The sequence below is a fragment of the Paenibacillus sp. TAB_01 genome, assembly GCF_043945595.1.
Taxonomy (GTDB): Bacteria; Bacillota; Bacilli; order Paenibacillales; family NBRC-103111; genus Paenibacillus_S.
Genome location: NZ_JBIFNP010000001.1, coordinates 78,527 through 104,678 on the forward strand (window position 1 = coordinate 78,527; position 26,152 = coordinate 104,678).

Genomic DNA, 26,152 nt, shown 5'->3' on the forward strand with positions numbered 1-26,152 from the left:
ACCGGGTCTTCCTCGCAAGGCCCGGTCTCCCTATATCAAAGGAGAAGAGAAACCGATGTCCCAATTCGAACAAGTCAGCGTTGAAAAAAAAGCTAACATTTATTATGGCGGCAAAGTGACGAGCCGTACGGTCATTTTTGCTGACGGCACAAAAAAGACGCTGGGCATTATGCTGCCGGGCGACTATGAGTTCGCAACCGATGCGAAAGAAATCATGGAGATCCAAGCAGGCGAGCTGAGCGTGCAGCTGCCAGGCGAGAGCAAATGGCTGAACATTAACGGTGAAGGCGAATTTACCGTTCCTGCGAATTCCAAATTCAAGCTGCAAATCAAGACCCCTACGGACTATATTTGCTCCTATATCGCCGAGTAAGCAGCGGCGGCATTGAAAAAAAGATACCCTGCAGACCCTGCACGACGGTGCCCGGCCCGCAGGGTATTTTTTACAGCCGCTGAAGCACCTGCCCCGGCTTCCGCAAGACGCTTGAAGCGGGATTCTTGAGGCTGCTTTCCTGCGGACTTGCTTTTAAAAAAGGAAGAAAGTATCCTATAGACTGTGGATTAAGATAGATAGACAACCTTTTTTTATCCAATAAGGAGGAGTACCATGAGCGCCAAACTTAATTTTGACTACAGTAAAGCCTTATCCTTCATTCAACAGCACGAAGTAGACTATCTTGCGGGGCCGATCCAGCTTGCGCATGAACAATTACATAATCAAACCGGGGCGGGCAGCGATTTTCTGGGCTGGATCGACCTGCCGGTGAACTACGACAAAGAAGAGTTTGCCCGCATTCAGCAGGCGGCGAAGCAAATTCAATCCGACTCCGACGCTCTGATCGTGATCGGCATCGGCGGTTCGTACCTGGGCGCCCGCGCAGCGATCGAGATGCTGTCGCACTCGTTCTATAACCTGCTGCCTAAGGACAAGCGCAAGACGCCTGAGGTATATTTTGTAGGCAACAATATCAGCTCGACATACGTGAACCATTTGCTGCAGCTGCTGGAGGGCAAAGATATTTCCGTCAACGTCATCTCCAAGTCCGGCACGACGACCGAGCCTGCGATTGCATTCCGTATTTTCCGCGAGCTGCTGGAGAAAAAATACGGCAAGGAAGCGGCGCGCAAGCGGATTTACGCAACGACAGACCGTGAGAAGGGCGCTCTGAAGAAGCTGGCGAACGAAGAGGGCTATGAGTCGTTCGTCATTCCTGACGACGTAGGAGGCCGTTATTCCGTGCTGACAGCGGTCGGCCTGCTGCCGATTGCTACTGCAGGTGTGGACATCGAGGCGATGATGCGCGGCGCTGCCGACGCGAGAGAAGCCTTCTCGAGCCCGAACCTGGCGGAAAATCTGAGCTACCAATATGCGGCCGTGCGCAACGCATTGTACCGCAAAGGCAAAACGACCGAAATTCTCGTGAACTACGAGCCTTCGCTTCACTTCGTCTCCGAGTGGTGGAAGCAGCTGTTCGGCGAGTCCGAGGGGAAAGACTACAAAGGGATTTATCCGGCGTCCGTCGATTTCTCGACAGACCTTCACTCGATGGGCCAATTCATTCAAGAAGGCAACCGTACGCTGTTCGAAACGGTCATTCAAGTGGCTGAGGTATCCGAGCAGATTACAATCGGCACCGATGCGGACAACCTGGACGGCCTGAACTTCCTGAGCGGCAAGACGATGGACTTCGTCAACAAGAAGGCGTTCGAAGGAACGATGCTGGCGCATACGGATGGCGGCGTACCGAATCTGATCGTTACCTTGCCGGACATGAGCGCTTATACGTTCGGCTATATGGTGTACTTCTTCGAGAAGGCCTGCGGCATCAGCGGCTATCTGCTCGGAGTGAATCCGTTCGATCAGCCGGGGGTTGAAGCCTACAAGCGCAACATGTTCGCGCTGCTCGGCAAACCGGGCTATGAGAAGGAAAAGGCGGAGCTGGAAGCGCGTCTGGAGAAATAATAGCTGGCAAAACGGAAAAAGCGGTTCATCCCAAACGGGGTGGCTGCTTTTTTTCCAATGGGCATAAGAAAGCGGGGGAACGGTATGCTGGCGCAGTATAAGACAGTCAAGCACGAGGGAAAGGCTGAAATCGTCATCAAAAAATCGCGCTTCATCGGCCATGCCAAGCCGGTGGCGACCGAGGAGGAGGCCATTCAATTCATTGCCGCCATCAAGAAGGAGCACAGCCTGGCGACGCACAACTGCTCGGCTTACATGATCGGGGAGCGGGATGAAATCCAGAAGCAGTCCGACGATGGGGAGCCGAGCGGGACGGCGGGCAAGCCGATTCTGGAGGTTATCAAGAATCAGGGGCTGAAAAATGTCGCCGTTGTTGTGACGCGGTATTTCGGCGGCATTATGCTGGGGGCGGGCGGCTTGATCCGCGCTTATACGGATGGGGCGGTCGTCGGTCTCGCGGCGGCGGAGCCGATTTATCAGGTACTGCATAAGGAAGTGCTGGTGGAAATCGATTATACGTGGCACGGGAAGGTAGAGAATGAGCTTCGGAATCGGAACACGCTGCTTGGAGAGACGTCGTTTACCGATAAGGTGACGATCACCTGCCTGCCGATTGCCGAGGAGGCGGAGCGCTTCATCGCCTGGATGACCGATGTGACGCAGGGCCAGGGAGTGATTATGGCAGGAGAAGAACGCTACGTAGAGCATAAGGAATGGCCGTAGTCTGATAAGGACGCGGCTGTTTTTTGTATAAATATGCAGTATTACACGTGTATGCTCGACACCACTCTGGGCTATGCATCACCATGGGCAGGATCAGGACGGACACGATCCTTCAATTAAATAGAGGCCTACAGATGGACGCGGCATACGGCAAAGAAGGCCGGCTATTCCTTTTATCGGCCGGTTCAGCCTCCGCTTATAAACAAATGTTATAAGTGTATTTTTCTTTTCTCTCTTGCTTTGCAACAATAAAGTGATAAACTATTAAAGTGAGAGAGAGAATAGAATACGATGAAAGCGAGATGAGTCGTGTTGGCCAGAAAAGCAGTGGCGCAGGAGCTGAGTCGTGAGCGGATATTGGAGGAAGCGAGGCAGCTTTTCGCTGAGCATGGCTATCATACTTTAACGATGCGCAGCATCGCCAAAGCGATGGGGTACAGTCACGGGGCATTGTATTATCATTTTAAAGAGAAGGCTGAGCTATTTTACGCCTTGGTCAATAAAGACTTCCATATGCTGCTGGAGAAGCAGAAGGAGATGCTCAGCCGGACGCGCATGGGGAAGAAGGGGCAGCTGCAGAAGCTGATGCTGGAATTTATCCGCTTCGGGCTGGAGAACCCGTATCACTACGAAATCATGTTTATGATCAATGATACGGAGCTTCAAATGTATTCGCGCACCTTGCAGGCGCAATGCCTCGATTTGTTCTCAACGGTAGTCCGCTCCGCTATGCTGGTTCAGCCCGGCAACGAGCAGAAGATGTACAGCATGCCATGGAGCCTGTTCATGTCGATGCATGGTTTTATTTCCTACAATATCCGTTATCAGCAGAACTATGAGGATGTAAAACGGCTGGCCGAGCAGCATGTTTCCTTTTTGTGTGAAGGGCTGGGGGCTTGAACTGCGGCTCTGTCTGAGTTTTAGCGGCTTTCTGCGGGTTGAAGCGTAAGGCGTGGATCTTAGGAGAGCCGGGCCTCCTGCGAAACCTCTCTAAACGTGGTACAATGGGTAAAAGCGAGAGAGGATGAACATGAATGAACTTGACTGAGAACACGCTGGCCAATGCGGAATTTATGATGGAAGAAATCAAGAAAAAGCTGCGTATGGCTACGGGCGCTGCGCTGAAAGCAACGGCTCTGAACGACGAGCAGTACGAGGATTTGAAGGATATTTATGAGATGGTGGCAGGCAAGTCGCAATTCAGCATCAGTGAAATTGAAGCGATTACCCAAGAGCTGGGCAGATTGCGCAGGGCATAACGACAAGTGATTTTAGTGGAAAAATGGGGACAGGAACCGGGCGTTTAAACAAGCAATGCAAGGCAAACCTCCGTACAATATAGCGTAGTTCGAAGTTAAAGGGGCAATCGCCCAACGCTATCATGGAGGTGGACTTACTTGCAAAAAGCAGTATTAAAAAAGGATGTCCGTAAATTGATCGGTAAAACGGTTTACGCGCTGAAAAAAGACGGGACGACTGTCAGCGGTAAACTGGTCCGTATTAGCGGCAATAAGCTTATTCTTGCACCGAAGAAAGGGAAGCAAGTGAGAACGTCCGCACTGATTCCGCTTGTCTTGTTTGACCTGTTGGCTGTCGGAACTGCGCCTTATGCTTATGGCGGCGGTTACGGGGGGTACGGCGGTTATGGCGGCTACCCAGGCTATGGCGGCTACGGCGGCTATGGCTACGGCCCGTTCGGTGGCATCTGGTAACACAGCAGCTGCGAAGCCTTGGATAGGGCTCACGGCTTTGGCTGAACGCTCCTTGTACGGCTCCTGCGGGCCGGGAAGGGGCGTTCTTTTTGTCGGCAGCCCCTATAAAAATGCCTTATACGGCTTAGGGACTCACGCCAGGGGAAGGGGATGGGTGGAGGTTCAAACGTGTTCAGCAGGCTGCTGCCGTGCGTTTACGTTTACAGGGCAGCCGTATTATGAAGCCAGCTTAATTAAAAAAGAGTCAAAGCCGAAGCGTGCTCCTCCGGCTTTGACTGCTATAACGCCAAAACAGGCCTTCGCCGCGCGGGTGACGCGGACGAAGGCCTGTTTTCTTTTTAACGGGAGCTCTCTCCCGGGTTGGGTTACATAGCTTGCTTAGTGAGCTACCTGGTTGTAAGTCATGATCCAGAGGGAGCCTGCGACGATGGTCAGCAGAATGATCAGACCGAGTACCAGGGCCATCATATTCCAACGAGCGTTCTCGCCTTCCTTCAAGTGCATGAAGAAGACCAGCTGTACGGCGAACTGAAGGATAGCCATGAGCAGGATAATGGCGATTCGCGTCGTCTCCCCGAACATATGGTTCAGGATGACAACCAGCGGAATAATGGTCAGGACAATCGACAGCAGGAAGCCGATGACATAAGATTTCAACGATCCGTGCGAGCCGCCGGCATGCGCATCATGCCCGTGTGAGTTAGCTTGACTCATCTTACATCACCCCCATCAAATAGACGACCGTGAAGACGAAAATCCATACGACGTCAAGAAAGTGCCAGTACAAGCTGATGACATCGACTTTACGCTTGGTTACCGCGGTAATGCCGTGCTTGTTCAATTGAATCATAAGACCGATCATCCAGCACAGACCGAGCGATACGTGCAATCCGTGAGTACCGACCAGTGTAAAGAAGCCGGACAGGAAGCCGCTGGTGGCGATTGTAGCGCCTTCTTGGGTAACCATGTGTACGAACTCGGATACCTCCAGGAAAACGAAGGAGGCGCCAAGCAGTGCGGTGACAGCCAGCCAGCCGATCAGCTGGTTCTTGTTGCCTTTGTGCATAGCCAGAACCGCAAGACCGCTGGTGAAGCTGCTTGTTAACAGGATGAACGTTTCGGCGATAATGCCCGGCATTTGGAACAGCTCTTCGGCTGTCGGTCCGCCGGCCGTATTGCCGCGAAGTACGACATATGTGGCAAACAAAGTACCGAAAAGGATACAGTCCGTAATCAGGAATATCCAAAATCCGAATGTTTTGAGCGATTCGTGATCATGGTGCTCGTGCTCATGATGGTCGTGCCCGTGATGGGTTGCCGCATGTGCCATTAGATCTTCGCCCCCCTTAATGTTGCTTCTGTTTCTCTAATTTCATCCACCGGGATGTAGTAATCCGTATCATATGAGAACGAGCGTGCCAGCATGCAGAGCAGTACGCCGATCATTGAAGGAATGGCCAACCAGAGCCAGCCCCACGTAAAACCGAACCCGGCAAAGAACCAGAGGGCCGATTTGATGAATGGAATCGCCGAGTTTTTCGGCATATGAATCGGCTCGAGCGGCGGCTGCGGCGCAGGCTTCACGCCTTTGGCGCGTTCTTCCTTCGTCTCCCACCAGTCGTCGGTATGCTTTACTTGCGGCAGTACCGCAAAGTTATAAACCGGTGCAGGAGATGGAATCGACCACTCCAGCGTGCGTCCGTTCCATGCATCGCCGGTAACGTCGCGTTTGTGCTTTTTGATACTGTAAGCAATCTGCCATACCTGGAACAGGAAGCCGATCCCCATCAGGAAACCGCCGATGGTCGAAACCAAGTTCAGAGGGCCCCAGCCCATATCGAAATCGTACGAATACGTACGGCGTGTCATTCCGTCTAAGCCCAAGAAATATTGAGGCATGAAACATACGTAGAAACCGATGTTCCACAACCAGAATGCCCATTTGCCCAAGTGCTCATTCAGCGTGAAGCCGAACATTTTTGGCCACCAGTAGTACAAGCCTGCGAAGTAACCGAAGACAACGCCGCCGATCAATACTTGGTGGAAGTGCGCGATCAGGAAGTAGCTGTTATGAAACTGGAAGTCTGCAGGCGCTACGGAGAGCAGAACCCCGGTCATCCCGCCGACAACAAAGCAAGGAATGAAGGCTACGGTTCACAGCATCGGTGTCGGATAAGATACACGGCCGCGGAACATCGTGAACAGCCAGTTGAAAATTTTGACCCCGGTCGGGATCGCAATAGCCATTGTCGTAATCGCGAAGAAGACGTTGACGTCCGCTCCGGAGCCCATGGTGAAGAAATGATCGGACCCAAGTAAAGAAGGACAGGACGCTGATAATCAGCATGGCGAATACCATGGATTTGTAACCGAACAGCTTTTTCTTCGAGAACGTCGCCACGACTTCGGAGAAAATACCGAATGCCGGAACGACCACGATATATACCTCGGGGTGACCCCACATCCAGATGAGGTTGATATACATCATCGGATTACCGCCCGCGGCAAGCGTAAAGAAGTGAGCGCCGAGGAAACGGTCAAGGAACAGCAAGGCAAGCGTAACCGTCAAGATAGGGAAAGCGAAAATGATCATGATACAGCTGGAGAAGACGGACCAGGTAAACATCGGCATTTGCATCATTTTCATGCCAGGAGCGCGCATTTTAATGATCGTGACGATAAAGTTGATCCCTGTCGCCAAGCTGCCGATACCGGAAATCTGAATACCCCAGATATAGAAGTTTTGTCCGACGCCTGGGCTGTGAGACAGCTCGGAGAGCGGAGGATAAGCAAGCCAGCCTGCATCCGGCGAACCGCCGATAACGAAGGAAACGTTGAACAGCATCGCGCCCCAGAAGAACATCCAGAAGCTCAAGGAGTTCAGGAAAGGGTACGCTACGTCGCGCGCGCCGATTTGCAGCGGCACCACGACATTAAACAAACCGAACATGAGCGGCATCGCCATAAACAAGATCATGATAACGCCATGCGTCGTAAAGATCTGGTTGTAGTGCTCCGGCTCCAGGAACCCGGCGTTCGGTATTGCCAGCTGAACGCGCATGAGCAGGGCGTCGACCCCGCCGCGGAACAGCATGAGGATGGAGCACAGGATGTACATGATCCCGATACGTTTATGGTCAACGGTGGTCAGCCATTCGCGCCACAGCCAGCCCCATTTTTTGAAGTAGGTTAATACGAATACGATAGCAACCATGGCAAGTGCGATACTGACCTGCGCTCCGAGAATCATCGGGTCGCCTGTAACGAAAAACCATGATGCAAAATCTTTAATAGAATCTAACACAAGGAGTGCCCCCTTTCGTAAGCGTTAATGCCCTGTATGGGAATTAGTCGTTTCTTGCTTCATATTCATTTTGCTGTGGTCCATTGTGTTCTTAGCTTCCGTTGCTTTCGGCGTCTCTTGGGCAGGAGCCGATTCGCCGCTTGTGCCGTGATGCGCATGGGCGCCTGCACCGCCGGTATATTTGGTTACGATTTGGTTGAACAATCCTTCAGGGAAGGCAGAGAACAACTGCTTGTTCGATTTGCCCGGCAGCGCTAGCTGGTTATAGCCTTCAGACGTCAGCGGTGTCGCGGTTTGCTTCACATCTTTAACCCAGCTGTTGAACTCATCGTCCGAAGTAGCATGGACCTGGAATTTCATATCCGCAAAATGCTCGCCGGAGAAGTTGGCGCCCGTACCGAAGTAATCGCCTTGTTCATCCGCCTGCAGGAACAAAGTCATCGCCATGCCGGACATCGTGTACATTTGGCCGCCCAGCTGCGGGATCCAGAAGGAGTTCATCGGCGCATCCGAAGTCAGCTCGAATTTAATCGGCGTATCTTCTGGAATCGCGATGTAGTTCACGGTAGCAATCCCTTGGTCCGGATAAGTGAACAACCATTTCCAGTCCAAAGAAGTAGCTTGAATCGTAATGGCTTTTTTCTCGGAAACGATCGGCTTGGAAGGCTCCAAAGCATAGGTGTCCCGGGCCGTAACGGCAGCCAGCGCAATGATGATGACGATTGGAATTCCCCACCACACAATCTCCATTGTCGTGCTGTGGGACCAGTTAGGCTTATAAGAAGCTTTATTGTCCGGCTTATCGCGGTACCGCCAAACAATGTAAGCGGTCAGGATCAAAACAGGAACCAAAATAATGCCGCACAGGATGGAGGCCGTAATAATAAGATCTTTTTGACCCGCAGCGATAGGGCCCTTCGGATCCATAACCATCATGGATTCACCGCAGCCCGACAGCAGGACGAGCATAAGCAGGAAAGCCAGCGGAGCCGCAAAGCGTGCAGCCTTTTTCGTTAGTCGCATTGAATATCATCTCCCTAAATATCTCCGAACGCTCGGATCTTTTAATTGTGAAATATGGAACGTTCTTATCTATTCACTAAGATAACAGATATTAAACGATATTTCGCCGGTGTTAACAAATACGTCAAGTTTTCGTCTTTTTTCTGTAAAACAAAATTCACGAAAAAGATGATTGTTTATTTTTGGCAAACAAAAAACCCCCTAAGAACTGGTCGAGGCCACTGAAGAACTTACGTTTTTTCGGTGAGTCCAGGCGTTAGGCGAAAAAAAATGCGGCACCTGTTCCGATTTTCTCGGAGGGTACCGCATTTTTCATAGGGCTTTACGCTATTTTTTAGTCAGCCAGTTTCAATATCCGCTTTAAGTTTACTGCGAATATGGCCATAGCTCCTTGTATCTGCATGCCTAACAGACCCGAGGACGTGGCTACGTCGTACCCGTGCCGGTGCTTAAGTTCGCTGTTTTTGGCCTCGATCTTGTACCGTTCTTTCGCCTTCTCTTTGAAATACTCCGTTTCCTGGAATGCCATCTGCTCGGCGTGCTCCCCGGATTTAATGCTCACCGAGTACGTTTTACTTTTAGAGCCCTCCTTGTAGCATCCTTCTTTGAAGGGGCATCGTTTGCATAGCTCCACATCGAAATAGTAAGTGTCCTTTTGGTTTTTGCTGATTCCCTTTTTTCCTGTCCGCGCTTTCCGAATCGCCATATGGCCTGCCTTGCATACATACATGCCTGCATCTTTATTGAATTCGAATTCATCTTCCTTTTTGCGCATACCCTGGGTGATTTGTGGGTTAAGCCGGGAGACGAGTTCAATCTGATTTTCCTTGCTGTATGCGATGTTTTCTTTTTCCGAATAGGCCATATCGCCAATTACCGTCTTTACATCCATGCCCGCAGCCTTGCTTTTCTCGATGAGCGATTGCAACTGCTTGCCATCGTTCTTCTCTCCGGTCGTTACAATTGCCGCCGTAATGATTCGTTCCTCACTCATGGCAATATGCGTCTTATAGCCAAAAAACGAGGAATCTGCACTCTTGTGGCCGACGCGCGCATCCTGATCTTGCGAGATGCGCAGTTGTTCTATGTCATCCTCGACGGTCTCTTTTAGCAGATTCAACGGTTCTGTAATCTTAGGCAGTTGGGCGATACCAAGCCCGGTTTCGGTAACCTCGATGAGCTTCTGGCAATAGTCGATCTCGGCCTCGAGCGTATCCACGGCGTTCTTGGCAGGTAGCTTCCCCTTCAGCGATTCGTCGATAGAGTAGATGGCTTTTCGCAATTTGCGGGAACGGTCCTGTAAAATCTCCCTCGGTGATTTCTGGTTATAACGGGCTTTTGTATGCGTCGCGTCCACGATGATGGAGGTGCTCGTTAAAATCCCTTGCGCAGTAGCTAGTTCAACTGTCTTGCCGATGAGCAGATCCAGCAGATCCATGTTTTTTAACCGCAACTTGCGGAACTTCGTAAGGGAGCTCGGGTCGATGACGGCTTCTTCCGGAGCCATCTGAAGGAAGTATTTAAAAGACATATCGTACCGGGAGCGCTCGACCAGATCCACGTCCGACACCTCGAAAATAGCTTTCAGAAGCAGATATTTAAACATCCGCAACGGATCGATGGCGTTACGGCCGTTGTCCAAACAGTAGTTAGCTTTCAATTCGTCGTAGACGAAGGAGAAGTCAACCAGCTCATTTATCTGGCGTAGCATGTTGTCTTTCGGCACGATGAGGTCATATAGCGCTGTGTATGGGCTTAATGCAAAAGAAAGTTGAGGCTGGAACATGGTCTTCACCCTTCCGACGTATTACTTTAAAGTATACAAGAAAAAAGGCACAGCGCCCTCAAAATATTGAGAGTCTGTACCTTTTCATTAATGGACTTTTTCAGTGGCCTCGAACTGGTCTTATAGGGGTTTTATTGTATACAGCTATGAAATCATAGGCGAATTACAGGTTTATGTCATCGGATTCCGATTCCAACATACGAGAATGTACGAGATGAATCGCTGTACGAATGACGTAAATAAATACGCTGCCTACCAAAAATCCGAGTCCGATCATAAGCGATGGGTTACGATCGCTGAAATGCTGAACATTGGATAGGCACAGCAGGATGCCGATCGTAAGAATAGTCCATGCTGCTCCTGTCATCCAGTTAACTAAGCGTTGAACGTCCCTCTCATTGTGACGTACGCTGCTTACGTTTGCGGTTTTCGTCGTCATAATGATCACTTCCATTTCCTTTGTAAGTGTTTTCTTGATACTAGTATAACACACTTTACGTCATTTGTTCAAGGAATGTTCAATTTTTGATCGAAATTCAGACAAAATTAGGTGCAGGTGCAGATTTAATAAGTAGTAGTACCCCTTGAAATTAGAATCTCATGAAAAGGCCGGGATTATTCGTTATAAATCAGCATTTTGGCTTCGTTATGAAGAAGTGATGGCGGCCAATCGCTCGAGGCCGATTGCGCTGATCATCATCCGTTCTTTTTTTCTTCCGAGCAGCTTCTTGGGCCAATCGACAAAGCCACCGTCCCCGATGTTCAGCTCCTGCCCATTAATGACGGCAGTTATCGTGAACTGCACTCCTTGGTAATAGTTATTAGCGCTTGGTGTCGTATTCTCAATGACAGGCAAACCAGGTACTGTTTCTTGAAGGTGCGCGCTCAAGCTGTGCAGCAGGCCTTCGCCGTCGGTGTAGCCTCCCCGGGCGTTCAGACTTACTTTCATTTCAGCATCAAATAGACTGCTGAAAATATCGCGGTACACTGCGAGGTGCTCGGTCAGTGTCTTTTTCTCAAAGGCATAGGAGCCTTGATCCTGTCCCGAGGTAACCATGCAAAACAGATGGAAGTGGGATAATAAGCCGGGCTGTTGAAAATGCTGTGCCCGCACGTGCCGATGCGTCGTACATACCCGGACGGTATCCGCCGCGTGGCTGAGCCGGCTGGTTTTGAGTCCGTGACAAATATGCAGCGCAAGCGCATTGGTTGCATCGGCTATCACCTCGGTTCCACGCAGAGCCGAGATGATTTTGTTCTGGTCCGCTGTTCCGACCACGGAACAGGAGCCCAGGGGAGCGATAGGAGAGAGCTGAACCGGCTGAAAGCCGCGGGCTTGGGCGAGGGAGAGCAGGTCGATCTCCATCCGCTTCAGCGCGATAGGGTCCAACTCCGAGGGATGAACGAAACGGTTGCCGGCATACTGTTTGAGCAGCTCTGCAGGCGACGTGCCGATAGCTTTTCTGCGGAACAGCTCAAGCAGCAGCGTATTCAAGTCGGAGGAGGAAAGCTCGTGCTGAAGCAGGTCGAGCAGGTCGTCGTGGCCCAATTCCTTCATAATGCGGTCGATCGGTTGATACTTGCTCATGAGAGGAGCCTCCTAACGATTCATCTAGTTTATTACCTAGTATACTAGCTTATCGTTTTAGGTGCTGGGATTTTTTGGGGGGATTTGGCGTGTTGTATAAGGGGGAAATAAGCTCATAACCATTTATGGATAGCAGCTTACTTCATGTATTCCGTTTCCCCGCGGTGGTTCGTCATCTTTAATGCTTTCTCCTGTTCTTTGTAGTGTGCGATTTTACTTGAGATGTGGGTTAGATTTTGCTGCAGGGCTTCGATCTGCTCCAGAACTTTGGCTTGATGCTGCTCGAGCAGCTGCCGCCGCGGCGTAACGGTTGCCTCGCCCTGTGCTCTTAGAATGGAGAATTCCTTCATTTCCCGGATGGGCATTCCCGTCTCGCGGAGCCGGATTAAGAACTCGACCCAAAGCAGGTCGGATTCGCTGTATTCGCGGTAACCCGAGCCGTTCCGGCTAATGCCCTCGAGCAGCCCGATCTTTTCATAATACCGAAGGGTATGAACGGAGAGTCCGGTCAGCTCGGACATATGCTGAATCGTCAATGGAGTATTCATACGAGAAATTATAGCATAAAAAGGCTTGCTTTAGAGCGCGCTCTAATGTGTAGCATCGAAGTAAGGTAATTGATTGAACTTACTTTGAGGAGGATTTTATATGACAGAGGAACGTTATGAGCGCGGTTGGGAGAAGTTGATGACAATCGATGGGGAAGGGGGACAGCGGGTAATAGAGTCGCTGGCGGACATCGCTCCAGACCTGGGGAAATATGTAGTCGAGTTTGCCTTCGGAGATATTTATTCAAGAGAGGGACTGGATTTCAAGCAAAGGCAGCTGGTCACCTTGGCCTCTCTGACGACGCAAGGCGGATGCGAGCCCCAGCTGCAGGTGCACCTTCATGCTTCGCTGAATGTAGGCTTGTCGCCGCGGGAGATTATCGAAGCGATTATGCAGTGCGTGCCTTATACGGGGTTCCCGCGCGTATTGAACGCGGTGTTTGCTGCTAAGCGCGTTTTTCAGGAGCGGGGGATTAGGGTATAGGTGGGGGGATGGGAAGCACCTAGTTAAGGTCTGTCAATAATTTTGTGTAAACTCTTTTTCAGCCTTTCCCCGAGGGGAGAAAAATTTTAGCGCAAATGCTGGCCGATTCGATCAGGAAAGAACACAGAAAGCTGGAGCAGCATCTGGCCCCAATTTTGTACACGGCCTGTCCATTTACGGGTGACGTCCATCGTCGCCAGATAGAGCATTTTGAGTAGAGCTTCGTCCGTTGGGAAAATACTCTTGCCCTTCGTGACTTTACGGAGTTGGCGATGGTAACTCTCGATCATATTAGTGGTGTAGATGAGCTTACGAATTTCCGGCGGATACTTGAAAAAGGTTGCAATCTCAGACCAGTTGTTCCGCCACGAGCGGATAATGAGCGGATACTTCGTACCCCGGCTTCTTCAAACCGGTCAAGTTCCAGCAGCGCCAGATCTTCCGTGGCTGCCTTGTAAATGGGCTTCAGGTCGGCTGTCACCTTCTTGAGATCCTTGTAGGACACATAACGGGTCGAATTGCGGATTTGATGAATGACACATTTTTGGATTTCCGTGTAGGGATAACAAGCGGCAATGGCTTGAGAGAACCCGGTTAGATTATCTACGCAGGTGATGAGAATGTCCTGTACGCCACGGTTCTTGAGATCGTTCAAGACCGATAACCAGAACTTGGACGACTCATTTTCTCCGATCCACATGCCAAGCACGTCCTTGTTTCCATCCAGGTCAATGCCGATGACCATGTAGGCAGCCTTATTCACGATGGCACCGTCCTGCTTGACTTTGAAGTGAATGGCATCCAGAAAAACGACCGCATATACACCCTGCAACGGTCGATTCTGCCACTCTTTAATGAGCGGCATGATCTTGTTGGTGACATTGGAAATGAGCGTCGGCGAGACATCGATCCCGTACAGATTCTGCAAGTGATCCTGAATCTCCCGGGTGCTCACACCCTTTGCGTACAAGGCGATGATCTGTTCCTCGATGCCCGTCACGTTCGATTGGTGCTTCTTGACTACGACCGGATCGAACTCGCTCAGTCGGTCGCGAGGCACGGCGATCTCTTGCTCACCGTGCTCGCTGACAACCGTTTTCTTGCTCTTACCGTTGCGGCTGTTTGGTGTGATTTTGGCTTTCGTCTCATGTATTTCGTAGCCCAGATGCGTATCCATCTCGGCCTCAAGCATCTCCTGCAGCGTTTCAGCAAACAAGTCTTTCAACGCGTTCTGTGCGTCCTGCGCAGTTACCAGCTTATTCTCCTTAATGAATGCACGCAGTTGCTCTTTCGTCCATAATCCCATGTGTGATCCCCAAACTTTCATCTACTTCAATTTTAGTATGGTTTTGGAGTTTACACAAAAGATTTTACAGACTCTCCGCCCATGTTAGCGCCAAGGTGCGGATTATTTTTCTATGACTGTCTGGAGGTTTCCCACACAAAATGTTGTGAAGGGAGTCGGTGGCCGTCAGGCTCCTTATTTCTATCAAAAATCATATCATTGTTGTTTCATTCCTGCAATTTTTATCATCTAACTTAGCTATTACCTCTGATGACTAGAGAAAAAGACCCTTTCAAGCATTTCACTTCCATTCAGTAAAAGAAGCCCGACCATTATTTGCATTTAAACGCTGCTATTCTTGTCTGTGCATGTTTCTTTATTTCTTCATCTATGTCCTGCTCTAATATTTTAAGCGCCGATAACGAAACTTTTTTATTGTAAACAACCCTTTGTCTAACGGATGAATCATCATCCTTGGCAAGTTTAAGTTGAATATGTTCCGGCAATTTATTTTTTGACGCAACCATATGCCTAACTCTCCAACAAGGATCATCCGCAAGAATTTCAAGAACTCCCGAAGGAACAGTTTTGTTATGTGCTACCCAAAATCTCATTTCGGGGTACTGTTCTATCACTTCAACCCAAACGGCCAACGGCGCTTCCTCCCAAGCTGCTCTTAGGTATTCATCCGGCTTTTCACTAAGTCTAAGACGCATAAATTCCTCGGCAGACTTAATCACTATATCAACTCCAATGCGATTGTAATGTTCTTATGTGATCTTGTTCAGATTATATCAGACTAGTATTACTACGTAACCAATTTTTACCTTAAATTGATCTGTGGATGTGCAAAGCCTATTACGAAAACTGCCCCCCAAGAAAGGGTAATTATACAGCCCCTTACCACTAAGCAAAAGAAAAAGCCCTCCTTAATCAAGGAGAGCATGACACCGTTACTTCTCGTTATTATCCATTTCTCACTAACAGTGAGCAACACTCCACATGCGCCGTCTGTGGAAACATATCCACCGGCTGAATCCACTCCAGCCGGTAGCCGCTTTCGAGCAGCACCTGGCAATCCTTCGCCAGGGTGCTCGGGTTGCACGACACGTAGACGAGTCGTGCCGGTCTCGCGGCCGAGATCGCCGAGAGCAGCCGGCGGTCGCAGCCGGTGCGCGGCGGATCCACGACGACGACGTCGGGGCGGATGCCGCGCTTCACCCACTCGGGCAGCAGCGTCTCCGCGTGCCCGACGAAAAACTCCGCGTTGGCCGCATGGCTCAACCGCGCATTGCGCCGGGCGTCTTCGACCGCCTCGGGAATCAGCTCGATGCCGCGCACCTGCTTGGCATACGGGGCGAGCCAGAGCCCGATCGTGCCGGTGCCGCAGTAGGCGTCGACGACGAGCTCCTCGCCGGTCAGGCCGGCCGCTTCCTTCGCCGCATTGTACAGCTTCACCGTCTGCTCGGGATTCAGCTGGAAGAAGGCCCGCGGCGAGAGGGAGAAGCGCAGCTCGCCCAGCTGCTCGTCCAGCCGCTCGCTGCCCCACAGCACGCGCGTGACCTCGCCGAAAATAAGCGGCGTGCTGGAAGCGTTGATGTTCTGGGCGATGGTGGTGACCATCGGCAGCTCCTGACGGATCGCATCGATCAGCTGCACTTGTGACGGCAGCGCGTCGCTTGCGGTAATCAGCGTCAGCTGCACGCCGCCGGATTGGCGGCCTACGCGGGTGACGATCGTCCGGAGCACGCCTTGGCGGGTACGTTCGTCGTACGGCCGGATGCCGAGACGGGTGACGATGGCCTTGACTTTATGAGTTACTTCATTAATAGCGGCGTCTTGTACGGCACAGCCGGAAATATCGACAAGCTTGTGCGAGCCGGGGGAGTAGAGCCCGGTAATCAGCTGCTCATCCTGCCAGCCGGCCTGCAGCTGTGCCTTGTTCCGATAGCCCCAAGGGTTGTCCATACCGAGAATCGGGCGCAGGGGCAGGTCTTTCAGGGCCGGAGTGTAGCGGGAGAAAGCCTCCCGGACGAGCTCTTCTTTGGCCCGCAGCTGGGCAGGATAGGTCATATGCTGCAGCTGACAGCCCCCACAGGCGTCGTATACCGGACAGGGCGGCTGCTGCCGGTCCGGAGACTTTTTCTCGATTTCATCGAGCCGGGCGGTCATATATTTGGCTTCGGCCTTAAGCACGGTAGCCTTGACCACCTCGTCGGGAAGGGTGCCGTCGATGAAGACGGCCTTCCTTTTGTAATAACCGACGCCTTCGCCGTTAATCCCGATCCGCTTGATCGTAACGACGATCCGGTCCCCTGATTTGACATCCTCGCCTGTACCGCCGGATGCCCCGCGTCCGACGCTCCCGTGTATTCGGACCGCCGTGCCGGTTGGCGGCGGCTGTTTTTGTGCCTCCAGAGAAGTTTCCCTCGAACTTGCTCTTGCCTTCGAACTTGCCCTTGCCCTCGAACTTGTCCCTGTTTCTCTCCGCCGCCTGCCGCTGTTCGCCGGGACGGCGGTTTTTCTCCGTACTTCCAAATCTATTCTCACGGCTCTTGTCATGTCCATTCCGCTTTTCGTTCGGGCGGCCTGTCGTCTTTTCCGATTTGAAAGGTACCGGCTTCGCGCTTCGCACGTTGTTCTTCTCATTCATCTATAGTCTCGCTCCGATATTCGTTGGATTTATAGTAACACTATATCATGTTCGGCCCGGCTTAAGAAGCCTGGGGGCTATAGCCCCATTTCGGCGGATTTCCGGCTGTTTCCGCTCCCCCGCAAAAAAAGTCAACGCAAGGAAATCGGCCTGAAACCGCTTACTATGCCTCGGTTTTTGCCTCACAAAAATGGATGATTGCCGGAAACGGCGGCGCATTGTAGATTGAGGTCAGTGCTTCACCGCAAGACCAAGAGCATGCCGAATGATAAGGCTAACGAAAACCAACATACGTAGGAACGGAGGTAAGCTTATGGATTCAACTTTGAAGCCGGTTGCGAAATCGGCGGCCTCTACGAAAGAAGCTGCGGGTACGAGCCGGATAAAGCAGGTATGGTCAGGTATCGTCCGCGACAAATTTTTATATTTGTTAGCGCTTCCCGGTTTGCTGTATTTTCTCATCTTTCGTTATGTACCGATGTGGGGGATCGTAATTTCCTTTCAGAACTATTCTCCTTACCAAGGTGTAATGGGAAGCCCGTGGGTGGGACTGGAGCATTTCCAGCGGTTCTTTTCCAATCCGGACTTTCTGATGCTGTTCCGCAATACGCTGGCGATTAATGTGCTTTCCCTGGTGCTCTTCTTCCCGCTGCCGATTCTGCTTTCATTGATGCTTAATGAAGTGCGGAGCGCCGCCTATAAGAAGATCATTCAATCGATTGTTTATTTGCCCCACTTTTTATCCTGGGTTATTATCGTAGGCATTACCTTCCTGCTGTTCTCGACGGGGGATGGGGCGATTAACCAGATGCTGGTTAGTCTGGGCTTTGAGAAAATTGATTTCTTAACGAATAAAAGCTATTTCTGGGGCATGCTGACTGCCCAATCGATCTGGAAGGATGCGGGCTGGGGAACGATCATTTTCCTTGCTTCCATGGCAAGCATCGATCCGCAGCTGTACGAAGCGGCCAAGATGGACGGCGCAGGCCGGTTCCGCCAAATGTGGCATGTGACGCTGCCGGGCATTCGCTCCGTTATTATTATTCTGCTGATCTTAAGAATCGGCCATATTATGGATGTCGGCTTCGAACAAGTATTCTTGATGATGAACGGCGCGGTATCCGAGGTCGCGGATGTGTTCGATACGTATGTATACCGTTTGGGTGTAAAACAAGGTCAATTCAGCTATAGTACGGCTGTCGGTTTGTTTAAGTCCATCGTCGGCTTGCTGCTCGTCATCGGAGCGAACAAGCTGGCCAAAAAATTCGGCGAAGACGGCGTCTACTAAAGACGGGAGGAGGAGGCAACAATGATTTTGACCAAAAGCGACCGCACCTTTAATACGGTGAATGCGATTCTTCTCGGCATTATGGGGATCATCACTTTCTTCCCTTTATATTATGTCTTTGTCGTTTCGTTCACCGATCCGTCGGCTTATTTATCCAACGAGCTGAAGCTGCTTCCTACGAAGTGGAGCCTGGCTTCCTACAAATATTTGATGTCGACCGATGCTTTCTTGAATGCGATTGGCAACAGCGTGTTTCTGGCCGTCGTCGGCACAGCGCTCAGCCTGCTCGTTACTTCCTGCCTGTCCTACGCGATTTCCCGCAAAAGGCTGCAGGGCCGCAAGTTCATGATGCTCTTGATTCTGCTGACCACCTTGTTCAATCCGGGCATCATTCCTCCGTATTTGCTGGTGAGGGACCTGCATCTGATTAACAGCACTTGGTCGCTGATTCTGCCGGTGCTGACAAGCGGCTGGTACGTGCTGCTGATGAAAGGCTTCTTCGACAGTATTCCGGCAAGCTTGGAAGAAGCGGCCCGCATCGACGGCTGCAACGATGTCAGCGTGTGGTACCGCATCATTTTACCGCTTTCCTTGCCTTCATTGGCTGCATTCGGGTTGTTTTACGCCGTAGCTTACTGGAACACGTTCTTTACGGCGCTCTTATACATTAATGATTTCACCAAGCATCCGCTCCAGGTACTGCTGCAAAACATGCTGATCGACGCTTCGACGGCAGCAGGGGGAGGCGCCGCGGCCGAAATGATGTCCGAGCAGCGCATTCCGCCTGAAACGTTGAAGATGGCTGCTGTCGTTGTAGCGACGGTGCCGATCCTGCTGGTGTACCCTTTCCTGCAAAAGCATTTTGCCAAGGGAGCCATGGTCGGTTCGGTTAAAGAATAATTTAAGTAAACAAAGGGGAGAGCTTTTCTATGAAAATGAATAAGAAAACAGCGGCCGTTGCCGCATCCACACTTCTTGTTTCCTCGATGCTTGCCGCTTGCGGCAATGCCGACAAATCCGGAGCCGCCGGCGGTGACGGAGGAAATTCCGGCAAACCGACCGATATCAGCATCATGACGATGTATTACACGCCGGAGCCTCCGGGACCGGACAATGTGGTCGTGAAGGAAATCGAGAAGAAAACGAATACGAAGCTGAAAATCACTTGGGTGTCTCCGAACAACTATGCGGATAAAATTAACGTGACCTTGGCATCGGGCGATATTCCGGATTTGATCCTGCTGGACGATCCGTTCAGCGCGCAAGTACGCGGTATGGTAGCACAGGGCGCTTTCTGGGATTTGACGCCGATGCTGAAGGATTATCCGAACCTGATGCAGTATCCGAAGGAGTCTTGGGATAATACGAAGCAGGCTGACGGCAAAAATTACGGGATTCCCCGTGCCCGTCCGACCGACGGCGGCGGCTTCCCTTACCTGCGGAAGGATTGGCTGGACAAGCTGAACCTGCCTATTCCTACAACGACCGATGAGCTGTATACGGTATTGAAGGCATTTGTCGAGAAGGATCCGGACGGCAACGGCAAGAACGATACGATCGGCTACGCCGGCTTCGTGGATCAGAACGGGATGAGCTACCTGGGCCAGCTGCAGAACAGCTTCACCAAAGTCAACGGAGACTGGAAGCTTGTCGACGGCAAGCTGGTGAACGTCAACGTGCTGCCTGAAGTGAAGGATGCGCTCGTATGGCTGAACCGTGCCTATAAAGAGAAGCTGATTCCTGAGGACGTGGCTGTGCTGAAAAATACGCAGGCCAAAGACCTGCTGAAAGGCAACCGCGCGGGCGGCTTCCAGGATACGGCTGAAGCGGCTTGGGAACCGACAGAAGAGCTTCGCAAAACGGATCCGAAGGCGGACTTCATTCCACTGGTTTCCTTGAACGGCTATTCGAATAAAGACAGCGGATTCTTCGGTATGTATGCGATTCCGAAATCCGTACCGGAAGCGAAAGTGAAGCAGCTGCTGAAATTTATGGATTACGGCGCTACGCAGGAAGGCTATGATCTGGCGAGCTTCGGTTTGAAGGATGTCCACTACACGGAGAAGGACGGCATCAAGACGCCGACAGAACAGGCGAAAAAAGACATTGTCGCTCAGCAGGCGCTGGGTCAAATTTTCTTGAAATATGACCAATATCTGCGCGCTTACCGTACAGGCATGCCGAATGACGTGCTGGAGCGCAACAAAAAGATTATCGATGAAAAAGCAAAAATCAGCGTCGGCGATCCTTCCCTTGGTCTGAATTCCGATACGAACGTGAAGGTCGGCACCGAGCTGAGAAAGAAAATTCAAGATATGAAAACAAAGGTGATTATGGGTAAAGAGCCGATCAGCGCTTGGGACGATTATGTGACCAAGTTGAAAGCAGACCCGGATTTGGCGAAAATTACGGCTGAACTGAACGATGCTTACCAAAAACGGAACGCGGCAAGCAAATAATACATTTCTACCCCCTCGGATGCCGAAATACCCGGCGTCGAGGGGGATTTCCGCATTGCGGCAGGGTGGGCACAAGCGGGAGAGATCGGTATAATAAAGAAACACAACAAGAAGAGAGGGACTAGCTATGTGGTTTCGATGGCAGCAGCTGTGGCATTGGTGGACGCAGCGTTCCGGCAGAAGCAATTTTTATCGTAAAAGCTTGATCCTGGTGCTGTGCATTACCAGCTTGCCTACAGCGATCATCGGTATCACATCCTATATTACCGGAAGGGCGCACATCGAGAACGAGATTACGAGGAATCATGAAGCGCTGCTGAAAAAGACGATTGACCGGATGAACGACAATCTGGCTCAGCTGGAGCTTGCGGCGACGCAGTGGTCGTTGGACAGCCGGCTTGACCTGCGTCTGCGCAATATTAATTTAAGCGACGATTATAATACAACGCAAAATTTGTACCGGTTTCTCGGCGTGATGAAAGGGGCCTATCCGCTGATTGAGCAGGCCCAGCTGTATTTGGATCGGAGTCAGCCGTTGGTTATCTCCGATATTGAGGGAATCGTTCCTATCCTGAACGAGCAGGAGCGAAGCCAGTTTCACGAGCTGATGGATCAAGACCGCGGCGTGTTCTGGAAGGATTCGTTTCCGAAGGTCAATGCCAAGGGAGACACTTCCCAGGTCGCCTTGATTCAGAAGCTGCCGAGCATCGGCGAACCGTATGGGGCGCTGATCTTGTATTTGGATAAAACGAAGCTCGTGCATATGGTAGAGGAAATGACCACAGATGTGGACGGGGCTTCCATTCTGATGGGGAAGGATGGCCGCATCATCGTCTCCCAGACGGCTGCATCCGAGGAACAAGCCGCCTTAGCCGGGATTGTTCATGAAAGCGTGACGTCCAGGACGGAGGAGGACGGGTCTTATCTGCTGGATTACGACGGGAAATCGTATTCCGTTTCCTACGGCCAGTTTTCCCGCTTGGGCACCCCGTGGAGGTATGTAGCGGCAACGTCGCTCGACCAGATGACGGCGCCTGTCGTCATCATGTCAAGAATCATGCTGGCTGTTGCCGGCATAGGGCTGCTGATCGCGGTGCTGCTGTCCTGGGTCGCTTCAAATCGGATTTACCGGCCGATCGGGCGGCTCGTGAATGTGATGAGGGATCACAATCAGAAGACGGCGCAGGACAATCCGGGGGACGAGCTGGAGTTCATCGAGAGCCAGTGGAAGCATTTGAGCCAGGAGAGCAAGGCGCTGGAAAGCAGGCTGGAGCAGGCGTACCCGTCGCTTCGGACGGCCTTCCTGATGCAGCTCGTGCAGGGCCATTTCTATTCGCTCAGCGAAGCGGAGATCCGCGGCCGGATGGCGAGCTTCGGCTGGCAGCCGGATTCGCAGTGGTTTGCACTGCTGCTGGTGCAGATTACCGGCTTTGCCAAGGAAGGGGGCCGCTTTCTCGAAAGCGAGGAGCAGCTGGCTACGTTCGCCGCGGCGAATATCGCGGAGGAAATCGTCCGGACGCGAAGCCATCATGCGGAAATTATCAACTTTCAGGATATGACGGTCGGGGTACTGCTCTCGTATCCGATGGATCGGACGAAGCAGCAGGTCAAGGAGGAGCTGTACCTGCTGTCGGACGATCTGGTGCATACGATCAGCTCCCTGCTCAAAATGCAGGCGGCCATCTGTATCGGCCGGCTGACCTCGGAGGTGCGGGACATTCCGCAGCTGCTGCCGTTTCTGCGCAATGCGATCCGATACCGAGATCTGAAGGAAGACCGCCAGGTGCTTGACCTGGAGGAAATGCTTCCGAGCGCGAATCAGGAGGTGCAGTATCCTTTTGCACTTGAGAAGGAATTGATGCAGGCGATCCGGATGGGGCAGGGAGAGCAGTCGCTGCAGCTGATCGGCCGCTTCGTTCAGGAGCTCGTCTCTCAATCCGGCAATGAGAAGCTGCTGCAGGAGGGTGTCATGCAGGTGCTCGGCAGCATGCTTCATACGATGCTCGAGACCGGGTATCACCCGCATCATATGTTTGAAGGGAACAATTTGTACGAGCATTTGAACCAGCTGCGGGAGCCGGAGCAAATGGTTCGCTTCTTCCAGCAGCGGGTGATTTCCCCTTATATGGAGAAGCTCGGCCGTCATCAGGACATGCATATGAAGCAGCTGGTCGAGCGGGTGACGGATCTGCTGAAGGATCGGTTTATGAGCGATATTTCGCTGGAAGAGTGTGCCGACGCATTCGATACGACGCCTTATGCGCTCAGCAAAGCGTTCAAGCAGATTAACGGCATGAACTTTATCGATTATTTGATTTTGCTGCGGATGGATAAAGCGAAGGAGCTGCTGATCGGCACGGATTTGAAGGTGAATGAGATTGCCGAGCGGATCGGCTACCAGCCTTCTTATTTCATCCGGCTGTTCAAGAAATACGAGGATATGACGCCCGGACAGTTCCGGGAGCGTGTTTCACAGTTGAAATAAGCGGAAATTTAATTGTACACAGTGGGATAAAATCGAATAATTTCGCGACGAGAGAGCGATCGGAAGAACAAGCCATAAACTGTTCCGGAGGATACCTCACCTGCGTTGAGGCCACTGAAAAACTAGCGGAGCGTGCGGAATCGTTCTGTAGAAGCGAAAGCGTTCGCCTTTGTCCTTGGATTTCAACCGCTACAAGCGGGTTATAATCAAAGAAATCCAGGGACAACAGCGATCAGAAGAATGTTCCGTACTCGGAGCGATGCCTTTTTCAGTGGCCTCCCTGCGTCTATGCTCATTTTTCGCTTAGTGCGGGTTTCTCAACAGTCCAGCGGCTCCCTTTTCAAGGGGGCCGTTTTTTTTATTCGGGAAAAGATGCTTCAGAATTTCTCTCACAATACGCAATGTTACGTTGCCGTGAGGCGGCAGGTTAAGCCAGCTGGAGTAAACGGATTGCCACGTGAGATCGTGGAGGAATGGCCTCAGGCGCGTATTGCGGCTCTGCATGGGGGAGGGCCGGCTCCTTTTTTGTATCCAAAGACGCTAACAGCGGTGGTATCGTGTTGAAAATCAGACATCATGTGAAATTTTTGATCTTATGGCTGGAGACGGAGGGAATTCGCCATGAACGCAAATTGTGGCTCTATTCCAATAGGTGTTGTGTATGGCATGATGTAAGCGGATACATTGCGGTGCTGAAGCAGCTGCCCATACAGAATTCGGAATCACTTTTGCCGGAGGCGCTTTGCGCAGCAGGTGCAGCATGTTTGGCACAGCATGTTAATGTACAACAGAAACCTAAAGGAGGTGAAGCTGCATGAATCCGATAGGAGCGCACTGGAGCGGACGTTTGTTCGATACACTGAACGCCGTACTGCTGATCCTTGTCGCACTGGTCACCTTTTACCCGCTTTGGCACGAGGTATCGCTGTCGCTCAGCTCCATGGAGGAAGCGATGCGTGGAGGCGCATTCTGGTGGCCCCGGGATTTTACGATTTCGGCGTATCAGACGGTGCTCGGCTCGGAATACATCTGGGTTGCTTACGGGAACAGCATTTTTACGACAGTGGTCGGTACCCTGCTTACGGTTCTGATGACGGCGGCCCTGGCCTACCCGTTGACCAAGGGCGAAATGCCGGCCCAGCGTATCATATTGCTGCTCATTTTATTTACGATGCTGTTCAGCGGAGGGATGATCCCGACCTACCTGCTTGTAAAATCGCTCGGTCTGATCAACTCGCTCTGGTCGCTGATCTTGCCGACGGCTGTCTCAGCGTTTAATGTCATCATTATGATCAGCTTTTTCCGGACGCTGCCGCTTGAACTGGAGGATTCGGCGATGATCGACGGAGCCAATCCGCTCCGCATTTTTGCCTCGATCGTGCTGCCCTTGTCCAAGCCGGTGCTGGCAACCGTCGCGCTGTGGGAGGCGGTGGGCATCTGGAATAATTACTTGCAGGCGCTCATTTATTTGAACGATAAGAGCAAGTATACGCTTCCGCTGCTGCTGCGGGACGTTATTAACGGCCAGGTGACGGCAAGAATGACCGGCGAGCTTACGGGGGCCTCGGTCGACTCGGTCGTTGCGGCTACGATTATTGTAGCGATGGTTCCGATCTTATGCGTGTATCCGTTTCTGCAAAAATATTTTGTCAAAGGCGTGATGATCGGCTCCGTCAAAAGCTAATCAGGCCGCTGAATCTATGAATGGGGGAAAACCATGACGATGAGAAGAAAAGAGCTGTGGAAAAGTTTATTGGCGCTGCTGCTGGCGGCCGCGTCGCTGGCCGGGTGCACATCGAATTCAGGAAGCGTGGCAGGCGGGAGCACGGCAGGAGATGCGGGCACGGATAAGAAAGAGACGGCCTCGGACGGCCAGCCGGTGACCTACAAAATATTCCGCAATTTCGGCGCGCCGGAATATCCGGCGGACGGCGGACGCGGGAAGAAAGAGGTACTGGCCGCGCTGGATAAGGCGGGGCTGAAAGGAATCGATTTTAACGTGTCGCTTGCGAGCGGCTCGGAATATTTTACGAAGCTGAACCTTCAGGCGTCCTCAGGCGAGCTTCCCGACTTCTTCAATGTCGATATGGCGACACTGACCCGGTTTGCCGACGAAGGGCTTATAATGCCGCTTGACGATTTGCTGAAATCGGCGCCGAATGCGATGAAGCTGATCAAGCCGGGAGATTTGGAGGCGCTCAAGTATAAGGGGAAAATATACGGACTGCCCGTAGGCTATCGCCCGGAGCCGTTTAACGGGCCGGATATCAGCGGGTTTAACGTCCGCCAGGACTGGCTCGACAATTTGGGACTGCAGCAGCCCAAAACGCTGGACGATCTATACAAGGTGCTGCAGGCATTCACCAATAACGATCCGGACAAGAATGGGAAGAAGGATACGTTCGGTCTGAGCTCCGCCAAGACGGCCAATCCGCAGAATACGCAGTTCTCCGCTATTTTCGGAGCCTACGGAATCATTCCTTCGTTTTGGCACGAGCGGGACGGTCAGCTGAAGCAGGGGATGGTGCTGCCGGAGACCAAAGAGGTGCTGGCGCTGCTTCAGAAATGGTATAAAGAAGGGCTGATCGATCCGGAGTTCATCATTATGGAAACGAAGCAGCTGGAGGAGAAGGTCATCGGTTCGAAGGTAGGCGTGTTTGAAGGCAGCGCCTTCAATGTCGATCCGAAGCAGCCGATCAACGTATCGCTGAAAAAAGCGGTGCCTGCGGGCAATCTGAAAATTTTGGCTCCGCCGGTCGGAACCGGGAGGCAAGCAGGGATGGCCCGAGAATGCTCCTGCCTATAACGATATCCGAGCTATCTCAGCCAAAGCGAAAAATCCCGAGCAGCT

General features: G+C 51.9%; 22 protein-coding genes and 2 pseudogenes. 13 read left to right on the plus strand and 11 right to left on the minus strand.

Going from position 1 to position 26,152, the window contains the following annotated elements; all coding sequences use genetic code 11:
• The first annotated feature begins 55 nt into the window (after window positions 1-55).
• From ppnP to ACHHV8_RS00480, 6 genes are all read left to right on the plus strand, one after another.
• Complete coding sequence (gene ppnP, locus ACHHV8_RS00455) at window positions 56-373, plus strand: pyrimidine/purine nucleoside phosphorylase (RefSeq protein ID WP_395155774.1); 318 nt, start codon at window positions 56-58, stop codon at window positions 371-373.
• Window positions 374-607: 234 nt separating this feature from the next.
• The gene (locus ACHHV8_RS00460) at window positions 608-1,963 is read left to right on the plus strand and encodes a glucose-6-phosphate isomerase (protein ID WP_395155776.1); all 1,356 of its coding nucleotides are present in this window, start codon (window positions 608-610) and stop codon (window positions 1,961-1,963) included.
• A gap of 84 nt (window positions 1,964-2,047) precedes the next feature.
• Complete coding sequence (locus ACHHV8_RS00465) at window positions 2,048-2,686, plus strand: YigZ family protein (RefSeq protein ID WP_395163388.1); 639 nt, start codon at window positions 2,048-2,050, stop codon at window positions 2,684-2,686.
• A 312-nt stretch (window positions 2,687-2,998) separates the two neighbouring features.
• A complete protein-coding gene (locus ACHHV8_RS00470) occupies window positions 2,999-3,586 on the plus strand; it encodes a TetR/AcrR family transcriptional regulator (RefSeq protein WP_395155778.1) in 588 nt (195 codons plus the stop codon).
• Window positions 3,587-3,720: 134 nt separating this feature from the next.
• Complete coding sequence (locus ACHHV8_RS00475) at window positions 3,721-3,945, plus strand: DUF1128 domain-containing protein (protein WP_395155780.1); 225 nt, start codon at window positions 3,721-3,723, stop codon at window positions 3,943-3,945.
• Window positions 3,946-4,083: 138 nt separating this feature from the next.
• Entirely contained in the window at window positions 4,084-4,398 is a 315-nt protein-coding gene (locus ACHHV8_RS00480) for a hypothetical protein (RefSeq protein WP_395155782.1), read from the plus strand.
• 378 nt (window positions 4,399-4,776) lie between these two features.
• Here the strand turns inward: ACHHV8_RS00480 and cyoD are convergent, their stop codons facing one another.
• The 8 genes and pseudogenes from cyoD to ACHHV8_RS00520 all read right to left on the minus strand — a co-directional run bounded on the left by cyoD (window position 4,777) and on the right by ACHHV8_RS00520 (window position 12,635).
• Window positions 4,777-5,112, minus strand: a complete 336-nt coding sequence (gene cyoD, locus ACHHV8_RS00485) for a cytochrome o ubiquinol oxidase subunit IV (protein WP_395155784.1) — start codon at window positions 5,110-5,112, stop codon at window positions 4,777-4,779.
• Between the two features lies 1 nt (window position 5,113).
• Window positions 5,114-5,728, minus strand: coding sequence for a cytochrome o ubiquinol oxidase subunit III (cyoC, locus tag ACHHV8_RS00490; protein ID WP_395155786.1), 615 nt, complete (start codon window positions 5,726-5,728; stop codon window positions 5,114-5,116).
• Window positions 5,728-7,702 (minus strand): annotated as a pseudogene (locus ACHHV8_RS00495) (cbb3-type cytochrome c oxidase subunit I). The gene cyoC and the pseudogene ACHHV8_RS00495 overlap by 1 nt, the downstream one beginning before the upstream one ends.
• Window positions 7,703-7,726: 24 nt before the next feature.
• Entirely contained in the window at window positions 7,727-8,725 is a 999-nt protein-coding gene (gene cyoA / locus ACHHV8_RS00500) for a ubiquinol oxidase subunit II (RefSeq protein WP_395155788.1), read from the minus strand.
• 334 nt (window positions 8,726-9,059) lie between these two features.
• Window positions 9,060-10,511 (minus strand): IS1182 family transposase, encoded by a 1,452-nt coding sequence (locus ACHHV8_RS00505; protein ID WP_395155790.1) that lies wholly within the window; start codon window positions 10,509-10,511, stop codon window positions 9,060-9,062.
• Window positions 10,512-10,674: 163 nt separating this feature from the next.
• Window positions 10,675-10,950, minus strand: coding sequence for a hypothetical protein (locus ACHHV8_RS00510; RefSeq protein ID WP_395155792.1), 276 nt, complete (start codon window positions 10,948-10,950; stop codon window positions 10,675-10,677).
• A gap of 207 nt (window positions 10,951-11,157) precedes the next feature.
• The gene (locus ACHHV8_RS00515) at window positions 11,158-12,099 is read right to left on the minus strand and encodes a hypothetical protein (protein ID WP_395155794.1); all 942 of its coding nucleotides are present in this window, start codon (window positions 12,097-12,099) and stop codon (window positions 11,158-11,160) included.
• A 137-nt stretch (window positions 12,100-12,236) separates the two neighbouring features.
• Complete coding sequence (locus tag ACHHV8_RS00520) at window positions 12,237-12,635, minus strand: MerR family transcriptional regulator (RefSeq protein WP_395155796.1); 399 nt, start codon at window positions 12,633-12,635, stop codon at window positions 12,237-12,239.
• Window positions 12,636-12,747: 112 nt separating this feature from the next.
• Here ACHHV8_RS00520 and ACHHV8_RS00525 point away from each other — a divergent pair, with 112 nt between their 5' ends.
• Window positions 12,748-13,131, plus strand: coding sequence for a carboxymuconolactone decarboxylase family protein (locus ACHHV8_RS00525; protein ID WP_395155798.1), 384 nt, complete (start codon window positions 12,748-12,750; stop codon window positions 13,129-13,131).
• Between the two features lie 86 nt (window positions 13,132-13,217).
• Here the strand turns inward: ACHHV8_RS00525 and ACHHV8_RS00530 are convergent.
• The 3 genes and pseudogenes from ACHHV8_RS00530 to rlmD all read right to left on the minus strand — a co-directional run bounded on the left by ACHHV8_RS00530 (window position 13,218) and on the right by rlmD (window position 16,978).
• Window positions 13,218-14,437, minus strand: a pseudogene (locus tag ACHHV8_RS00530) (IS256 family transposase).
• A 311-nt stretch (window positions 14,438-14,748) separates the two neighbouring features.
• Window positions 14,749-15,156: a hypothetical protein gene (locus ACHHV8_RS00535; protein WP_395155800.1), complete on the minus strand. Its 408-nt coding sequence runs from the start codon at window positions 15,154-15,156 to the stop codon at window positions 14,749-14,751.
• A gap of 226 nt (window positions 15,157-15,382) precedes the next feature.
• Window positions 15,383-16,978 carry a 23S rRNA (uracil(1939)-C(5))-methyltransferase RlmD gene (gene rlmD / locus ACHHV8_RS00540; protein ID WP_395155802.1) on the minus strand — a complete coding sequence of 532 codons (1,596 nt, stop codon included), beginning with the start codon at window positions 16,976-16,978 and terminating at the stop codon, window positions 15,383-15,385.
• 404 nt (window positions 16,979-17,382) lie between these two features.
• On the opposite strand from rlmD, the gene ACHHV8_RS00545 reads away from it, so the two are divergent.
• From ACHHV8_RS00545 to ACHHV8_RS00570, 6 genes are all read left to right on the plus strand, one after another.
• Window positions 17,383-18,357 carry an ABC transporter permease gene (locus ACHHV8_RS00545; RefSeq protein WP_395155804.1) on the plus strand — a complete coding sequence of 325 codons (975 nt, stop codon included), beginning with the start codon at window positions 17,383-17,385 and terminating at the stop codon, window positions 18,355-18,357.
• A 21-nt stretch (window positions 18,358-18,378) separates the two neighbouring features.
• Window positions 18,379-19,257: a carbohydrate ABC transporter permease gene (locus tag ACHHV8_RS00550; protein WP_395155806.1), complete on the plus strand. Its 879-nt coding sequence runs from the start codon at window positions 18,379-18,381 to the stop codon at window positions 19,255-19,257.
• A gap of 29 nt (window positions 19,258-19,286) precedes the next feature.
• On the plus strand, window positions 19,287-20,816 hold the full coding sequence (locus ACHHV8_RS00555) for an extracellular solute-binding protein (protein WP_395155808.1): 1,530 nt from the start codon (window positions 19,287-19,289) through the stop codon (window positions 20,814-20,816).
• A gap of 127 nt (window positions 20,817-20,943) precedes the next feature.
• On the plus strand, window positions 20,944-23,301 hold the full coding sequence (locus tag ACHHV8_RS00560; protein ID WP_395155810.1) for a helix-turn-helix domain-containing protein: 2,358 nt from the start codon (window positions 20,944-20,946) through the stop codon (window positions 23,299-23,301).
• A gap of 814 nt (window positions 23,302-24,115) precedes the next feature.
• Complete coding sequence (locus tag ACHHV8_RS00565; RefSeq protein ID WP_395155812.1) at window positions 24,116-24,985, plus strand: carbohydrate ABC transporter permease; 870 nt, start codon at window positions 24,116-24,118, stop codon at window positions 24,983-24,985.
• 33 nt (window positions 24,986-25,018) lie between these two features.
• Entirely contained in the window at window positions 25,019-26,107 is a 1,089-nt protein-coding gene (locus ACHHV8_RS00570) for an extracellular solute-binding protein (RefSeq protein WP_395155814.1), read from the plus strand.
• The last annotated feature ends 45 nt before the right edge of the window (window positions 26,108-26,152 follow it).

What these genes read in the sequence shown, in the direction of transcription:
- ppnP (WP_395155774.1), top strand. Translation starts at nt 56, where the DNA reads ATGTCCCAATTCGAACAAGTCAGCGTTGAAAAAAAAGCTAACATTTAT.
- ACHHV8_RS00460 (WP_395155776.1), top strand. Translation starts at nt 608, where the DNA reads ATGAGCGCCAAACTTAATTTTGACTACAGTAAAGCCTTATCCTTCATT.
- ACHHV8_RS00465 (WP_395163388.1), top strand. Translation starts at nt 2,048, where the DNA reads ATGCTGGCGCAGTATAAGACAGTCAAGCACGAGGGAAAGGCTGAAATC.
- ACHHV8_RS00475 (WP_395155780.1), top strand. Translation starts at nt 3,721, where the DNA reads ATGAACTTGACTGAGAACACGCTGGCCAATGCGGAATTTATGATGGAA.
- cyoD (WP_395155784.1), bottom strand. Translation starts at nt 5,112, where the DNA reads ATGAGTCAAGCTAACTCACACGGGCATGATGCGCATGCCGGCGGCTCG.
- cyoC (WP_395155786.1), bottom strand. Translation starts at nt 5,728, where the DNA reads ATGGCACATGCGGCAACCCATCACGGGCACGACCATCATGAGCACGAG.
- cyoA (WP_395155788.1), bottom strand. Translation starts at nt 8,725, where the DNA reads ATGCGACTAACGAAAAAGGCTGCACGCTTTGCGGCTCCGCTGGCTTTC.
- ACHHV8_RS00505 (WP_395155790.1), bottom strand. Translation starts at nt 10,511, where the DNA reads ATGTTCCAGCCTCAACTTTCTTTTGCATTAAGCCCATACACAGCGCTA.
- ACHHV8_RS00510 (WP_395155792.1), bottom strand. Translation starts at nt 10,950, where the DNA reads ATGACGACGAAAACCGCAAACGTAAGCAGCGTACGTCACAATGAGAGG.
- ACHHV8_RS00515 (WP_395155794.1), bottom strand. Translation starts at nt 12,099, where the DNA reads ATGAGCAAGTATCAACCGATCGACCGCATTATGAAGGAATTGGGCCAC.
- ACHHV8_RS00525 (WP_395155798.1), top strand. Translation starts at nt 12,748, where the DNA reads ATGACAGAGGAACGTTATGAGCGCGGTTGGGAGAAGTTGATGACAATC.
- rlmD (WP_395155802.1), bottom strand. Translation starts at nt 16,978, where the DNA reads ATGACAAGAGCCGTGAGAATAGATTTGGAAGTACGGAGAAAAACCGCC.
- ACHHV8_RS00545 (WP_395155804.1), top strand. Translation starts at nt 17,383, where the DNA reads ATGGATTCAACTTTGAAGCCGGTTGCGAAATCGGCGGCCTCTACGAAA.
- ACHHV8_RS00550 (WP_395155806.1), top strand. Translation starts at nt 18,379, where the DNA reads ATGATTTTGACCAAAAGCGACCGCACCTTTAATACGGTGAATGCGATT.
- ACHHV8_RS00555 (WP_395155808.1), top strand. Translation starts at nt 19,287, where the DNA reads ATGAAAATGAATAAGAAAACAGCGGCCGTTGCCGCATCCACACTTCTT.
- ACHHV8_RS00560 (WP_395155810.1), top strand. Translation starts at nt 20,944, where the DNA reads ATGTGGTTTCGATGGCAGCAGCTGTGGCATTGGTGGACGCAGCGTTCC.
- ACHHV8_RS00565 (WP_395155812.1), top strand. Translation starts at nt 24,116, where the DNA reads ATGAATCCGATAGGAGCGCACTGGAGCGGACGTTTGTTCGATACACTG.
- ACHHV8_RS00570 (WP_395155814.1), top strand. Translation starts at nt 25,019, where the DNA reads ATGACGATGAGAAGAAAAGAGCTGTGGAAAAGTTTATTGGCGCTGCTG.